Genomic DNA, 14,346 nt, shown 5'->3' with positions numbered 1-14,346 from the left:
ACCCGCCGCCTAGAGTTGGTTCATGGAGCGGCGGATCTTCGGGATCGAGAACGAGTACGGCGTCACCTGCACCACGCAGGGCCAGCGTCGGCTGACTCCGGACGAGGTCGCTCGCTACCTCTTCCGCCGCGTCGTCGCCTGGGGCCGGTCGAGCAACGTCTTCCTCGGCAACGGCGCCCGGCTCTACCTCGACGTGGGGTCCCACCCGGAGTACGCCACCGCCGAGTGCGACTCCGTGCGCGAGCTCGTCATCCAGGACAAGGCGGGGGAGCGCATCCTCGAGGGCCTCGTCGAGGACGCCCAGGGCAGGCTGCGTGACGACGGCGTCGAGGGCGAGATCTTCGTCTTCAAGAACAACACCGACTCCGCCGGCAACTCCTACGGCTGCCACGAGAACTACTGCTACGGCCGGTCGGGCGACTTCCAGCGCGTCTCCGACATGTTCATCCCGTTCCTCATCAGCCGCCAGATCACGTGCGGCGCCGGCAAGGTCGTCGCCACCGCGCACGGGGCGAGCTTCGCCGTGAGCCAGCGCGCCGACCACATCTGGGAGGGCGTGTCGTCGGCGACGACCCGCAGTCGGCCCATCATCAACACCCGCGACGAGCCGCACGCCGATGCCGAGAAGTACCGCCGCCTGCACGTCATCGTCGGCGACTCCAACATGTCCGAGACGACCAACCTGCTCAAGGTGGGCAGTGCCGACCTCGTCCTGCGGATGATCGAGTCGGGCGTCGTCATGCGCGATCTCTCCATGGAGAACCCCATCCGCGCGATCCGGACGATGAGCCACGACCCGACGGGACGGGCCACCGTCCGGCTCGCCAACGGCCGCGAGCTGTCGGCCCTCGACATGCAGCGCGAGTACCTCGACAAGGCCATCGAGTTCGTCGACCGCGAGGGCATGGACAGCCCGGACACGAAGCAGGTCATCGACCTGTGGGGCCGGGCCCTCGACGCCATCGGGTCGGGTGACCTCGCCGCGATCGACACCGAGATCGACTGGGTCATCAAGTACCGCCTCATCGAGCGCTACCGCGCCAAGCACGGGCTCGCGCTCACCGACGCGCGGATCCAGCAGATCGACCTCGCCTACCACGACATCAACCGGCGGCGCGGCCTCTTCTACCTGCTCCAGCGCCACGGGCGGACGGCCCGCGTCTCCTCCGACGTCGAGATCTTCGAGGCGAAGGTGCGCCCGCCGCAGACGACGCGGGCCAAGCTGCGCGGCGACTTCATCCGTGCCGCGCAGGCCCACGGCCGCGACTTCACGGTCGACTGGGTGCACCTCAAGCTCAACGACCAGGCGCAGCGCACCGTGCTGTGCAAGGACCCGTTCCGCTCGGTGGACGAGCGGGTCGAGCGCCTCATGGAGACCATCGACAGGTCGCCCACGATCCAGCGCCCGCTCTGACCCGCGGGTGCCGACCGGAGCTGTGCGGACCTGTCAGTGCGCTGTGAGGCGCGCACAAGGGTGAGCGTTACAGTGGCTGGGATTTGCCCTGCGGGACCTCCACACCCGCCCGCCCCGACCGAAAGTCTTCCCCTGTGCGCCCCAACCGTCCGGCCGCTCGCACGGCCGTTGCCCTGATCGCTGCCCTCGGCCTGACCACCCTCGCCGCCTGCGGGTCCAGCTCGTCCGGCTCCTCAAGCTCCGCCACGACGACCGTCGCGGCCTCGGCTGCCCTCAAGAGCGTCACCGCCACCGGCGCCGTCGACCTCAAGACGGCCCCGAAGGTCGCCCTCGGTGCGACGCCGATCAGCTCGAAGGCCGTCGAGCACAAGGTGCTGACCCCTGGCACCGGCAAGGCCGCGACCAAGGCCGACACCGTGCGCCTGCGCGCCCAGATCTACAACGGCACGAGCGGCAAGCTCATCGACGACGGCTATGCCGCCGGCCGGTCCGCGGAGGCCTACCGCCTCGGCCGCACCGACATCGTCGCCGGCTTCACCGAGGGCCTCGTCGGTGCCACCAAGGGTGGCCGCATCGCCTTCACGATCCCGCCCGAGAAGGGCTTCGGCACCGCCGGCAACGACCAGCTCGGCGTCAAGGGCACCGACACCATCGTCGTCGTCGCCGACATCCAGGACGTCCACACGCCCCTGACGCAGGTCGACGGCACCCAGACGGCCGCGCCCGCGGGCCTGCCCACCGTCGAGTTCAAGAACGGCCCGACCAAGGAGCCCACCGTCACGGTGCCCAAGACGACGGCCCCAACGACGACGCAGCAGGCCACGCTCATCCAGGGCACCGGCGCGACGGTCCAGAAGGGCCAGACCATCAGCGCCCAGTACCACGGCGTCCTCTGGAAGGACGGCAGCGTCTTCGACTCCTCGTGGCAGCGTGGCGCGGCCGCGGACTTCCCGATCGGCGTCGGCGGCGTCATCCCCGGTTGGGACAAGACCCTCGTGGGCAAGAAGGTGGGTAGCCGCGTGCTGCTCGTCATCCCGCCGGCGGACGGCTACGGCAAGGCCGGCAGCGCGCCCAAGATCTCCGGCACCGACACGCTCGTCTTCGTCGTCGACATCCTCGACGCGTACTGACCGCGGTACCGACCGCACCACCGACCGAGTTCACGGACGAAAGGGAACACGCAGCATGGCACTCGACCCGAACCGCACGAAGCCCGAGATCGACTTCCCGGAGGGTGACGCGCCCGCCGACCTCCTCGTCGAGGACATCATCGAGGGTGACGGCCGCGAGGCGAAGGCCGGTGACACGGTCAGCGCGCACTACGTCGGCGTCGCGCACTCGACGGGCGAGGAGTTCGACTCGTCCTGGAACCGCGGCAGCGCCCTCGACTTCCGTCTTGGCGTCGGCATGGTCATCCCCGGCTGGGACAAGGGCATCGAGGGCATGAGGGTCGGCGGTCGGCGCAAGCTGACGATCCCGGCCCACCTCGCCTACGGCGAGCGTGGTGCGGGCGCTGCCATCAAGCCCGGTGAGACGCTGATCTTCGTCGTCGACCTCGACGACGTCAGATGACACTGGCTCGCTTCGCTCGCCGGGTTCGGCGCGCCTGAACGTCACGCCTTCGTCACGCCTTCCCTCCTCGACTCGCTCGCGGCGCTTGCACCGCTCGTCAGTCCAGGTGTGACGCGCGCCGAACCAGCCCGGCGGCATACCGCCCCGCGACGGCCGCGCCGAGAAATCCGGCCCGGTCGTCGTCGTATCCGCGCCCCATGGTGCGCAGTGGCACCGGTGTGTCGCGCAGCGCCGCGTCGAGCCCGTCGGTCGCCACCTCGTGGAGCGTCAGCCGCCCCCGGCTCGCGGCGCACAGGGTCCGGGCCTGCTCGAGCACCCGCACGCCCACCTCGCCGGGTATCAGGGGCACCGGCACGTCGCCGGGCACGAGCGCCACGCGGCCGTATGCCGTCAGGCTGTGGTGTGAGACCCCGCGGTGCCGCTCGCGCGGGTCGGCCTCCGAGATCCGCAAGGAGCAGACAGGGCGGCCGCCGAGGGTCCCCGCGGCGTTGACGGCCTCGCCAGCCGACGTGCCGGAGAAGCCCCACCGCGTGCCCGTGCCGAGGTTGCCCGGCCCCTGCGACACGACGACGACGTCGGCGCCGACGACATGGTGCGCGGCCAGCAGGCCGGTGTGGACGTTCACCGCCTCGAGGTCGCCTCCGAAGGCCTGCCCGACCGTGATCGCCGCCTCGAGCCAGCCGGCCTCCCGCAGACCGGCCACCGTCCGGGAGAAGTCGATCGGCAACGCGCCACCGTCGCTCATGACGTAGGCGACCCGCAGGGACGGCGCGGCGTCACGCACACCCGCGAGCACCGCCGGCAGGGCCGAGTGGAGGTCGGCCACGACGACCGGAAGACCGTCGACGTCGTCGGCGTCGGCCAGCACGGCGTGGTGCTCGCTGTCCTGCTCGTCGACGCCGAGGACCATCGTCTGGGAGGGCGTGTAGCGGGCCTTGACGACGTGGCCCGGCACGGCCGTGACGTCGGCGACGGGACGGGGGAGCGCGTCGGGGGCAGCGACGACGATGGCCAGCCCGCCGGTGCCCAGCCCTCGCTCGAGGGCGGTCGTGTTGAGCAGCACGGCGGTCCCGAGGGTGAGGTCGCCGACGACGTCGACGTAGCCGAGCGCCCGGACGACGTCACCGGGCGGCAGCCGGACGGCATACTCGACCGCGCCCGCCCAGCGGGACCGCACCTCGACCACGACACCCCGGCGCCACTGGATCATGGGGTGACCCTATTCGATCGCATGTTCGGGTAGCGTCGGACTGCCCCCCACGCGCCGCGCCCCTTCAGGAAGGTCTCGATGAGCCCTGCGTCTGCCTCGGCCGACAAGACCGAACGGCTGCTCAACCTCATCCTCGCGCTGAAGTCCGCGCGGCGACCGGTGTCGAAGCAGAAGATCCGCGAGTCGCTGCCGGCCTACGCCGCCGCGACCTCCGACGAGGCCTTCGACCGGATGTTCGAGCGGGACAAGGACGAGCTGCGCGAGATGGGCATCCCCATCACGACGACGGTCCTCGACGTCCTCTTCGACGACGAGGTCGGCTACCGCATCGACGCGAGCGAGACCACGCTGCCGGCGATCAGCTTCGAGGCCGACGAGGTCGCCGCCCTGGCGCTGGCCGCCCGCGCGTGGTCGACGGCGAGCATCTCGGGTGCCGCCTCCGCGGGCCTGCGCAAGCTGCGCCTCTCGGGCGTCGAGATCGACGAGTCCGTGGCCGCGGGTGCCGAGCCGCGCATCCGCACCAAGGAGCCGGCCTTCGAGGCCGTCCACGCCGCGGTGTCGGCCCTGCAGCCGATCACCTTCGACTACCGCAGGAACGACGGAGAGCTGACGACCCGTCACGTGCAGCCGTGGGCGCTGAAAAACTGGCACGGCCGCTGGTACCTCACGGGCTTCGACGTCGACCGTGGCGACGAGCGCGCCTTCCGCCTGAGCCGCTTCGAGGGCGCCGTCCGTCGCAAGGGACGTCCGGGTTCGTATGCCGTCCCGTCCGACCACGTGCCCGAGGTGGCCCTCGAGGCGCAGCTGCCCGAGCCCGAGGGCACTGCTGTCGTGAGGGTGCGGCACGGGAGGGGCCACACCCTGCGCCGGTACGCCCAGCGCACGACCGAGGTCGACGAGCGGTGGGCCGAGATCGAGGTGCCCTACCGCCGCGGCACGACCGAGCGCGACGTCGTGGCCCTCGGCACGCACGCCGTCGCCGTCTCGCCGCCCGAGCTCGTCGACGGGGTGAGGTCCGCGCTCCGGGCCGTGCTGGACGCACAGACGGTGCCGGCGGGGCAGGGTGGCCGGCCCGACGACGTGCAGGTCCGGACGGGGGAGCACGCATGAGCGCCACACGACGCACGGCGGCACGCCGCGTGCCGGAGACCGCCACACAGCGCCTCGGTCGGCTGCTCGACATGGTCCCGTGGCTCCTCCAGCACCGGGGCGTGTCGATCGCCGAGGCGGCGCAGGAGTTCGGGGTCGACGAGCACCAGGTCGTCGAGGACCTCGAGCTGCTCTTCGTCTGCGGGACCCCCGGCTACGGCCATGCCGAGCTCATCGACGCGCAGTGGGACAGCGGCCACATCTACCTCGACAACGCCGACGACATCGCGGCCCCGATGCGCCTGACGCGTGACGAGGCCGTCACCCTCACCGCCGGACTGCAGGCCCTGGGGTCGACGCTCGTCGGCTCCGACGTCGCCGAGCGCACCCTCGAGAAGATCCGCGCCGCGGCCGCGACGACCGTCGGCGAGCCCACGGGCCGCATCGACCTCGACCTCGACGACGGGAGCCAGCACGCAGCCATGGCGACCCTCAAGGACGCCTTCGCCCGCGGTCGTCGGGTCCACCTGCGCTACTACGTCGCGACGCGTGACGAGTCGACCGAGCGTGACGTCGACATCATGCGGATCCTCAACCTCGACGCGCAGTGGTACGTCGAGGGCTACTGCCACCGCGCCGAGGACGTCCGGCTCTTCCGGCTCGACCGCATCGAGGACGCGTCGGTGCTCGACCTCGACGGCACGCCGCCGGCCGACGCCCGTCCGCGCGACCTCGACGACGTCTTCGTCCCCGGCGAGAACGACGTCACCGTCGTCATCGAGGCGAGCCGGTGGGCGGCGTGGATCGCCGACTACTACCCCAACGAGGGCGTGGAGCGCGGCCCGGACGGGTCGCTGCGGGTCACGCTCAAGGTGGCCGACCCCGCGCTCGTGCGTCGGCTCGTGCTGCGTCTCGGGGGAGAGGCGCGCGTGCTCGAGCCGCCCGAGCTCGTCGATGCCGTCGCCCTCGAGGCCCGGTCCGCGCTGGCGGCCTACGGCCCGAACGGCTGAGCACCCGACGCGCCGACGGCGTCCAGGCCGGGGAACCTGTGTCCATCAGGTGACCACGGGTGCCCACATAGCGGTCAGTTGGCCGTTCTCACGGGCGCGGACGGTCCAGGTTCACCGGGCGCACGTATGCTGGACACCTGCAGCACCGAGGCTGCACCATGACGGTTCGGATCCGGACCGGCTTTCGACGAGGAGACGTAACCATGCCCAACCTGGGTGCCCCCGAACTCATCATCATCGCGGTCGTGCTCATCGCCCTGTTCGGCTGGAAGAAGCTCCCCGACATGGCGCGCAGCCTCGGCCGTTCCGCCCGGGTCTTCAAGTCCGAGGTCGACGAGCTGAAGAAGGACGGCAAGCCCGTCCCGAGCGACGCATCGCAGACGACCGTGCCGGGTGACGTCGTGGACGCCGATGCCGAGCGCCGTGCCGCCGAGGCCCGTCTCGCCGATGCCGAGCGCCGGGCCGCCGAGGCCCGCGCCGAGGCCGACCGCCTCCGTGCCGCGACCCCGAGCCCGACGACGACGCCGACGTCGGGCACCGACGACATCCGTCGCGACACGACGTTCTGAGTGGGTCGGATCCCGAACCCATCACACGGAGCTCCCTGAATGCCGTCACTGCGACGCCAGCGCGACCCCGAGGGGCGGATGTCGCTCGGCGATCACCTCCGTGAGCTGCGCAACCGCATCACCATCAGCGCCATCGCCATCATCATCGGCGGGGTCCTCGGCTGGATCTACTACGACCAGGTCATCAACGCCCTGACCAAGCCCCTGCGTGACCTGCAGGTCGGTCGCGAGGGCGTCGTCAACATCAACTTCGCCGGCATGACGGACGCCTTCGCGCTCCAGCTGACGACGTCGCTCTTCGTCGGGCTCATCCTCGCGTCGCCGGTGTGGCTCTTCCAGATCTGGGGCTTCATCGTCCCCGGCCTGACGAAGAAGGAGAAGCTGCTCGCGCGGCTCTTCGTCGTCGCCGCCGTGCCGCTCTTCCTCGCGGGGTGCTTCTTCGCCTTCATCATGGTGCCCAAGGCCGTGGCGGTGCTGCTCGGCTTCACTCCCGAGGGTGCCTACAACCTGCAGGACGGCTCGCAGTACCTCAACTTCGTCCTCAAGTTCATCGTCGCCTTCGGGTGCGCGTTCCTGCTCCCGGTGTTCCTCGTCGCGCTCAACCTCGTCGGCGTGCTCCGGGCGCAGGCCATGCTCAAGGGCTGGCGCCCGGCCGTCATGATCATCCTCGTCTTCGCGGCGATCATGACCCCGACGCCCGACGCCTACACCATGCTCTTCCTCGCCAGTCCCATGGTGCTGCTCTACTTCGCCTCGGTCGGGGTCGCCTTCCTGCTCGACCGGCGCAAGGAGGAGCACAAGCCCGACTGGTTGGACGTCCCCGACGACGAGGCCTCTGCCCTGTAGCGTTCGGGTGTGTCCCAGCGTGTCGCCCTGATCGTCAACCCCACCTCGGGGAAGGGCGTCGGCCGAGCGATGGGCGACGAGACGCGCCGGCTGCTCCTCGAGGCGGGTCATGACGTCGTCGACGTGTCGGGCAGCGACTACCAGCAGGCCCACACGCGGGCCCGCGAGGCCGTGGCCGACGGCGTCGGCACGGTGGTCGTCGTCGGGGGTGACGGCATGGTCCACCTCGGGGTCAACCTCTGCGCCGGCACGACGTCGCGCCTCGCCGTCGTCGCCGCCGGCACGGGCAACGACTTCGCTCGCAACCTCGGCCTACCCGTCCGTGACCCCCGCGGGGCGGTCGCGCTGCTCGCCGATGGCCGGACGCGCGAGATCGACCTCGGTCGCGTGACCCACGGCGTGGCGGGCGAGACGTGGTTCGGTGGCGTCCTCGGCGCCGGGTTCGACGCCGTCGTCAACGCGCGCGCGCAGCGCATGACCTGGCCGCGGGGGCAGATGCGCTACAACCTCGCGGTCATGCGTGAGCTCCCGGTCTTCCGACCCATCCCGTATGCCGTCGAGCTCGACGGTCACCGCCTCGAGACGCGGGCGATGCTCGTGGCCGTCGCCAACACGACGTCCTTCGGCGGGGGCATGCGCGTGTGTCCCGATGCCGACGTCACCGACGGTCTCTTCGACGTCATGATCGTCCACGCGCTGTCGATCCCGTCGTTCCTCCGGGTCTTCCCCAAGGTCTACTCCGGAACCCACACCACCCACCCGGCCGTCGAGATCCATCGCGCCCGGCGAGTTCGCTTGGAGGCGAGCGGTATCCACTCACAGGCAGATGGCGAGACCTTCGCCGACCTACCGATCGACGCCGAGGTCGTCCCCGGTGCCCTGCGCGTCGTGGCCCCGATGGAGGTGCCCGCGTGATCGCCACGTGGCCGAGGCTCGCGGAGTTCGCCGCCCGTCTCGACTTCCCGCTCGACGACTTCCAGACCGAGGCCTGTCGGGCAGTCGAGGAGGGCCGTGGCGTCCTCGTGGCGGCTCCCACGGGAGCCGGCAAGACGATCGTCGGCGAGTTCGCGGTGCACCTGGCCCTCGCGACGGGACGCAAGGCGTTCTACACGACCCCGATCAAGGCCCTGTCCAACCAGAAGTACGCCGACCTCGTGCGCGTCCACGGCGCCGACCGGGTCGGCCTGCTGACCGGTGACGCCTCGATCAACGGCGAGGCCCCGATCGTCGTCATGACGACCGAGGTCCTGCGCAACATGATGTATGCGGGCTCGACGACCCTTCGCGGGCTCGGCTGGGTCGTCATGGACGAGGTCCACTACCTCGCCGACCGTTTCCGCGGGGCGGTGTGGGAGGAGGTCATCATCCACCTGCCTCCGGACGTCAGCGTCGTGTCGCTGTCGGCGACGGTGAGCAACGCCGAGGAGTTCGGCGCCTGGCTCGGGGAGGTGCGCGGCGACACCGAGGTCATCGTCTCGGAGCACCGTCCGGTGCCTCTGTGGCAGCACATGATGGTCGGCCAGACCCTCTTCGACCTCTTCGTCGAGGAGCGCGACGGCCGCGAGGACGACGAGCACTTCGTGGACGCACCGGGGCGCTACTCGGTGAGCGTCAACCCCGACCTCGTGCACGCCATCCGCGGCACTGAGGGTCGGGGCGCGTGGGACTCGCACTGGGTCAGCTCGCGCGGAGGTCGCGACAAGGGCCGTGCGCGCGGCAAGGGCGCGCGGGGCGGGTCCGGGGGCGGGGGGCGCGGCGGACGGGACGACTGGGCCGGGCGAGGTCGGCGCGGCGCCGACGCCCCGGCCGGACGCGGGCCCGGTGGCGGCGACGGCGGACGCGGCTTCGCCCGTGGTGGTCGTCCCGGTGGCGGGGCCACCCGCGCCGAGGTCATCGAGCGTCTCGAGCGCGAGGGACTGCTGCCGGCGATCACCTTCATCTTCAGCCGCGCGGGCTGCGACGGCGCTGTCGGGCAGCTGCTGTCGAGCGGCATGCGCCTCATCCCCGAGTCCGAGGGTGAGGCCAACCGTCGCCTCGTCGAGGAGCGCATCCAGGGCCTGGCCGAGGAGGACCTCTCGGTGCTCGGCTACTGGGACTTCGTCGACGGTCTCTCCCGTGGGTTCGCCGCCCACCACGCCGGCATGCTGCCGACCTTCCGCGAGATCGTCGAAGAGCTGTTCACCGCCGGCCGGGTCAGGGCCGTCTTCGCGACGGAGACCCTGGCCCTCGGCATCAACATGCCGGCGCGGACCGTCGTGCTCGAGAAGCTCGTGAAGTTCAACGGCGAGAACCACGTCGACATCTCGGCCGCCGAGTACACCCAGCTCACCGGACGTGCGGGTCGCCGCGGCATCGACATCGAAGGTCATGCCGTCGTCCTCTGGAACCGTGGCCTCGACCCTGCGGGGGTCGCGGGGCTCGCCTCGACGCGCACGTACCCACTGCGCTCGAGCTTCCGGCCGACCTACAACATGGCCGTCAACCTCGTGCGCCAGTTCGGCCGCGACAGCGCCCGCGAGATCCTCGAGACGTCCTTCGCGCAGTTCCAGGCCGACCGTGCCGTCGTGGGCTTCGTCCGCACGGTACGCCGCAACGAGGAGGCCCTTGCCGGCTACGCCGAGCACATGACGTGCCACCTCGGCGACTTCTCCGAGTACGCCGCGATCCGCAACGAGATCCGCGACGTCGAGAAGGAGGGGGCCAGGGCTCGGTCGGCGTCGATGCGTACGGCCGCGGCGATCTCCTTGGAGTCGCTGAAGATCGGTGACATCGTGCGCATCCCCGCCGGACGCCACAGCGGCCTGGCCGTCGTCGTCATGCCCAACCGCGGCGGCAAGGGGGAGTCGGCGTCGCCCGCCGTCGTCACCGAGGACCACCAGCTGCGCCGGCTGACCCTGCACGACGCGCCGACGCCCCTGGAGCCGCTCGGGTCGATGCGCGTGCCCAAGCAGTTCAACGCCCGCAACCCCAAGGCCCGTCGTGACCTGGCGGCGACCCTGCGCGCGACGATGCCGCACGACCCGCCGCCACGTCGCCGACCGGCCGACGGCGACCCGACGGACGACCGTGTCGACGAGCTGCGTCGGCAGATGAAGGCGCACCCGTGCCACCGCTGCCCCGACCGCGAGAACCACGCCCGTTGGGCTGAGCGCTGGTGGCGCCTCCGGCGTGAGACCGACGGCATCCAGCGCAAGATCGACGGCCGCACCAACTCCGTCGCCAAGACGTTCGACCGCATCTGCGAGCTGCTCGTCGAGATGGGCTACCTCGGCGTCGGCGGTCAGACGGTCACCGCTGACGGCGACCGCCTGCGCCAGCTCTACACCGAGAAGGACCTGCTCGCCGCCGAGTCGCTGCGCGAAGGGGTCTGGCGTCGTCTCGACCCACCGTCGCTGGCCGCCGTCGTCTCGACGCTCGTGCACGAGCCGCGACGGGAGGAGACCGGGCTCACCCCTCGCTGGCCCAACGACGACGTGCGCGAGGCGTACGACCGGATGATCCGGATCTGGTCCGACCTCGAGGACGCCGAGGGCGCCCTGACCCTCCCACGCACGGGTATGCCGGACGGTGGCCTCGCGTGGGCCATGCACCGGTGGGCGAGCGGGCAGCGCCTCGAGGACGTGCTGCGGGGGACCGACCTCGCGGCCGGGGACTTCGTGCGTCGGTGCAAGCAGGTCATCGACCTGCTGGGTCAGCTGACCGACGCGGCGGACCCTGAGCTGGCGACGACCGCGCGGCGGGCCAGTGACGGCGTCCTGCGCGGGGTCGTGGCGGCCGACCGGCTCGACTGAGGGCGGAGGCCCCGAGCCGCCTCCCGTGCAGCCGGACGATTGTCGTCGCGAGCACCCGGTCGGCTATGGTTGGGGCACCGGTCGACGTTTTTGGTGCTCGTGTCTTCACACGCTCGCAAGGAACGCCATTGCGAGCGCAACTGTTTCTTCAGGGTTTCTGGAAAGTGGTCGCGTCTCTGCCGACCGGGGGTCGCTGACAAGCAACGACTCACTTCCACCCAAAGGAGAAAAACATGGCACAGGGAACCGTCAAGTGGTTCAACTCGGAGAAGGGCTTCGGCTTCATCGCCCCGACCGAGGGTCCCGACGTCTTCGTCCACTACTCGGAGATCACGGGCAACGGCTACCGCAGCCTCGAGGAGAACCAGGCCGTCGAGTTCGACGTCGAGCAGGGCCCCAAGGGCCCGCAGGCGATGCGCGTCCGCGCTCTCTGATCGCTCGCTGATCTCGTCGGACCCACAGTCCGCACGACGAAGGCCGGTCCCCTCGGGGACCGGCCTTTCGTCATGCCGGGTTCGAGTCGTGCTGTGCCTGCCGGGCGCCTCCGAGGACCCCGAAACGGCCACGATCACCCGAGCTGGGCCCGAGGGCCACGCCGGAGTCGCGGCCGAACGTGGGGGTGAGCGTCGCGCTCAGGTGGTGCTCAGAGCCGGGTCACACGCTCGAACGGGCTGTTGACGCGGACCACGCCGGACTCGAACTTCAGGGTCACCGTGGCGGGGCTGCACGAGACGACGACACCGAGTCCGTGACGCAGGTGGGAGACCCGGTCTCCGACCGAGAACTCCTCGATGTCCGGCGCAGGGGCCGGCCTGAAGGGGCTGCTGGAGAGGTGGCGACGGCGGTCGGGCGTTCCATGGGTGGGCACCCTTCAGTATGCGCCTTTCCGGGGCCTGGTGGTGACCCGCGGGTAGCCCTCGGACGCTCAGGCGTGCGTCGGGCCGACCGAAAGGTGACCGTACCGTGACCGGTCGGACGGTCCGGTGCCGGTGCTCATGGTCAGTCGATCCCGAGGGCGGAGATGACCCGGTCGAAGGACGACGTGAGGCCGTGCTCGACGGCCAGGCGTGACATCAGGGCAGGGTCGGCCACGGCGCTTGGTGCGGCCAGGTCGACGTCGGGCACTGCGGCGTCCTTGGCCACGGCCACGACGCGTGGGGCGGCGTCGAGGTAGTCGCTGGCGGCCTCGAGTCGGGCGCGCTGGGCGCCCTTGATGGCGGGGTCGCCGTCAGCGATCGCGGCCCGGACGGCCTCGAGGGTGCCGTAGGTCGTGATGAGCTTGGCCGCGGTCTTCTCGCCGATGCCCGCGACGCCGGGCAGGCCGTCGCTCGTGTCGCCCCGCAGGACGGCCATGTCGCCGTAGGCGGGCCCGGTGGCCACGCCGTACTTCTCCGCCAGGAACGCCTCGTCGACGAGGTCGGGGGAGCGCACGCCGCCGCGGGCCGTGTAGACGACACGTACCTGGTTCGCGTCGTCGACGAGCTGGAAGAGGTCGCGGTCGCCCGTGACGATGTCGACGGGCATCCGGCCGCTGAACGCGGTGGCCAGCGTGCCGATGACGTCGTCGGCCTCGTAGCCGTCGACGCCGACCCGAGCGATGCCCAGCGCCGTCAGCGCGTCGACGATGATGGGTACCTGGACGCCGAGGGCCTCGGGCACGGTCTCGCCGGCGAGCTCGTCGGGCCCGGGCTCGGCGACGCGGTGGGCCTTGTAGGACGGGATGGCCTCGACTCGGAACGCCGGGCGCCAGTCGTTGTCCCAGCAGGCGACGAGGTGCGTCGGGCGACCTCGCTCGACGAGCGAGGCGATCATGTCGAGCAGTCCACGCACAGCGTTGGTCGGCACGCCGCTCGGCCCGATCACCTCGGGCACGCCGAAGAAAGCGCGGAAGTAGAGCGACGCTGAGTCGAGCAGGAGCATCCTGGGGGCTCGGGACGGCATACGCGAGAGGGTACCGGTCCCGGCGCCGAGCGCCGCGGCGACGGCGGTGCCGTAACGTCGACTCATGGGGCGAACGCGTCTCACCCGACTCCTCCTGGTCCTCGCCGGTCTGAGCATGCCTCTCCTGGCATGCTCGGCGGGCGACAGCACGACCCCCGCGGGCCCGTCCGCCACCGCCTCGACGTCGCCGGCCGCATCTCCCTCGGCGGTCGCCACGCAGACTCACGTCGGCGACTGGCAGATCGTCGCCTTGGGTGACTCCGTTCCCTACGGAAGTGCCTGTGACTGCTCGCCGTACCCTGCGCTGACCGGCGCCGAGCTGAAGGATGTCTCCGGCACAGAGACCCTGACCACGAACGACTCGATCCCCGGCTACAGGACGTCGGACGTCCTCGAGCAGCTGCGGTCGGACGAGACGGTCAGGTCGCACGTCCGCACGGCCGACGTCCTGCTGCTGGAGGTCGGCGCCAACGACGTCCTCTACAGCCCGACCTGCGGGTACGACGCGCACTGCTACGACGGCGCCGTCTCGGCGATGAGCGGTCGGCTGCAGGAGATCGCCGCCAGCATCCAGGAGCTGACGGCGGGGCGGCCCGTGCTGGTCGTGCTGCTGGACTACTGGAGCGTCTGGCTCGGAGGACAGTACGCGGCCGCAAAGGGCCAGGCCTACGTCGACACGGCGGCGTATGTCACCGACCAGGTCAACTCGGTGGTCGCGTCCCGCGCCGCAGCCTCGACATGGCGGTACGTAGACCTCCGCGCGGCGTTCAAGGGCCCGACGTACGCCTACGACGAGACGCACTACCTCGCCCCGGACGGCGACCACCCGAACGCCGCGGGACACGGACGGATCGCGGAAGCCACCGTCGCCGTCATCCGCGCGCCTCTTCACCCCTAGGACGTC

General features: G+C 71.0%; 14 protein-coding genes. 11 read left to right on the top strand and 3 right to left on the bottom strand.

The features are described from left to right. The first annotated feature begins 22 nt into the window (after window positions 1-22). The 3 genes from pafA (at window position 23) to AB4Z14_RS00770 (ending at window position 2,986) form a co-directional block, all read left to right on the top strand. On the top strand, window positions 23-1,414 hold the full coding sequence (pafA, locus tag AB4Z14_RS00780; RefSeq protein WP_056777019.1) for a Pup--protein ligase: 1,392 nt from the start codon (window positions 23-25) through the stop codon (window positions 1,412-1,414). Between the two features lie 134 nt (window positions 1,415-1,548). After that, on the top strand, window positions 1,549-2,544 hold the full coding sequence (locus AB4Z14_RS00775) for an FKBP-type peptidyl-prolyl cis-trans isomerase (RefSeq protein ID WP_442273488.1): 996 nt from the start codon (window positions 1,549-1,551) through the stop codon (window positions 2,542-2,544). A gap of 55 nt (window positions 2,545-2,599) precedes the next feature. Then, the gene (locus AB4Z14_RS00770) at window positions 2,600-2,986 is read left to right on the top strand and encodes an FKBP-type peptidyl-prolyl cis-trans isomerase (protein WP_442273487.1); all 387 of its coding nucleotides are present in this window, start codon (window positions 2,600-2,602) and stop codon (window positions 2,984-2,986) included. Between the two features lie 97 nt (window positions 2,987-3,083). Here AB4Z14_RS00770 and AB4Z14_RS00765 read toward each other — a convergent pair whose 3' ends face one another. After that, window positions 3,084-4,196, bottom strand: coding sequence for a DUF3866 family protein (locus tag AB4Z14_RS00765; protein ID WP_442273486.1), 1,113 nt, complete (start codon window positions 4,194-4,196; stop codon window positions 3,084-3,086). 78 nt (window positions 4,197-4,274) lie between these two features. Here AB4Z14_RS00765 and AB4Z14_RS00760 point away from each other — a divergent pair, with 78 nt between their 5' ends. From AB4Z14_RS00760 to AB4Z14_RS00730, 7 genes are all read left to right on the top strand, one after another. Continuing rightward, window positions 4,275-5,306, top strand: coding sequence for a helix-turn-helix transcriptional regulator (locus tag AB4Z14_RS00760; protein ID WP_442273485.1), 1,032 nt, complete (start codon window positions 4,275-4,277; stop codon window positions 5,304-5,306). Next, on the top strand, window positions 5,303-6,295 hold the full coding sequence (locus AB4Z14_RS00755; protein WP_442273484.1) for a helix-turn-helix transcriptional regulator: 993 nt from the start codon (window positions 5,303-5,305) through the stop codon (window positions 6,293-6,295). The genes AB4Z14_RS00760 and AB4Z14_RS00755 overlap by 4 nt, the downstream gene beginning before the upstream one ends. Window positions 6,296-6,498: 203 nt before the next feature. After that, window positions 6,499-6,864 carry a Sec-independent protein translocase subunit TatA gene (gene tatA, locus AB4Z14_RS00750; RefSeq protein ID WP_442273483.1) on the top strand — a complete coding sequence of 122 codons (366 nt, stop codon included), beginning with the start codon at window positions 6,499-6,501 and terminating at the stop codon, window positions 6,862-6,864. Window positions 6,865-6,903: 39 nt separating this feature from the next. Next, a complete protein-coding gene (gene tatC / locus AB4Z14_RS00745) occupies window positions 6,904-7,710 on the top strand; it encodes a twin-arginine translocase subunit TatC (RefSeq protein ID WP_442273482.1) in 807 nt (268 codons plus the stop codon). A gap of 9 nt (window positions 7,711-7,719) precedes the next feature. Further along, window positions 7,720-8,625, top strand: coding sequence for a diacylglycerol/lipid kinase family protein (locus tag AB4Z14_RS00740; RefSeq protein WP_442273481.1), 906 nt, complete (start codon window positions 7,720-7,722; stop codon window positions 8,623-8,625). Further along, a complete protein-coding gene (locus AB4Z14_RS00735; protein WP_442273480.1) occupies window positions 8,622-11,501 on the top strand; it encodes a DEAD/DEAH box helicase in 2,880 nt (959 codons plus the stop codon). Before AB4Z14_RS00740 ends, AB4Z14_RS00735 begins: the two co-directional genes overlap by 4 nt. 233 nt (window positions 11,502-11,734) lie before the next feature. Then, window positions 11,735-11,935: a cold-shock protein gene (locus AB4Z14_RS00730; RefSeq protein ID WP_020144233.1), complete on the top strand. Its 201-nt coding sequence runs from the start codon at window positions 11,735-11,737 to the stop codon at window positions 11,933-11,935. A gap of 209 nt (window positions 11,936-12,144) precedes the next feature. On the opposite strand, the gene AB4Z14_RS00725 is transcribed toward AB4Z14_RS00730, so the two are convergent. Together AB4Z14_RS00725 and AB4Z14_RS00720 are read right to left on the bottom strand one after the other, a co-directional pair. Next, entirely contained in the window at window positions 12,145-12,369 is a 225-nt protein-coding gene (locus tag AB4Z14_RS00725; RefSeq protein ID WP_056777046.1) for a hypothetical protein, read from the bottom strand. A 131-nt stretch (window positions 12,370-12,500) separates the two neighbouring features. Continuing rightward, a complete protein-coding gene (locus tag AB4Z14_RS00720; protein WP_442273735.1) occupies window positions 12,501-13,421 on the bottom strand; it encodes a 5'-3' exonuclease in 921 nt (306 codons plus the stop codon). Window positions 13,422-13,557: 136 nt separating this feature from the next. On the opposite strand from AB4Z14_RS00720, the gene AB4Z14_RS00715 reads away from it, so the two are divergent. Continuing rightward, entirely contained in the window at window positions 13,558-14,340 is a 783-nt protein-coding gene (locus AB4Z14_RS00715; RefSeq protein ID WP_442273479.1) for an SGNH/GDSL hydrolase family protein, read from the top strand. Window positions 14,341-14,346 lie beyond the last annotated feature (6 nt).

Origin of the sequence: Terrabacter sp. 2TAF16 (assembly GCF_052115065.1) — a bacterium.
Classification (GTDB): Bacteria; Actinomycetota; Actinomycetes; order Actinomycetales; family Dermatophilaceae; genus Terrabacter.
This window is presented reverse-complemented; position numbering and strand designations above follow the sequence as displayed.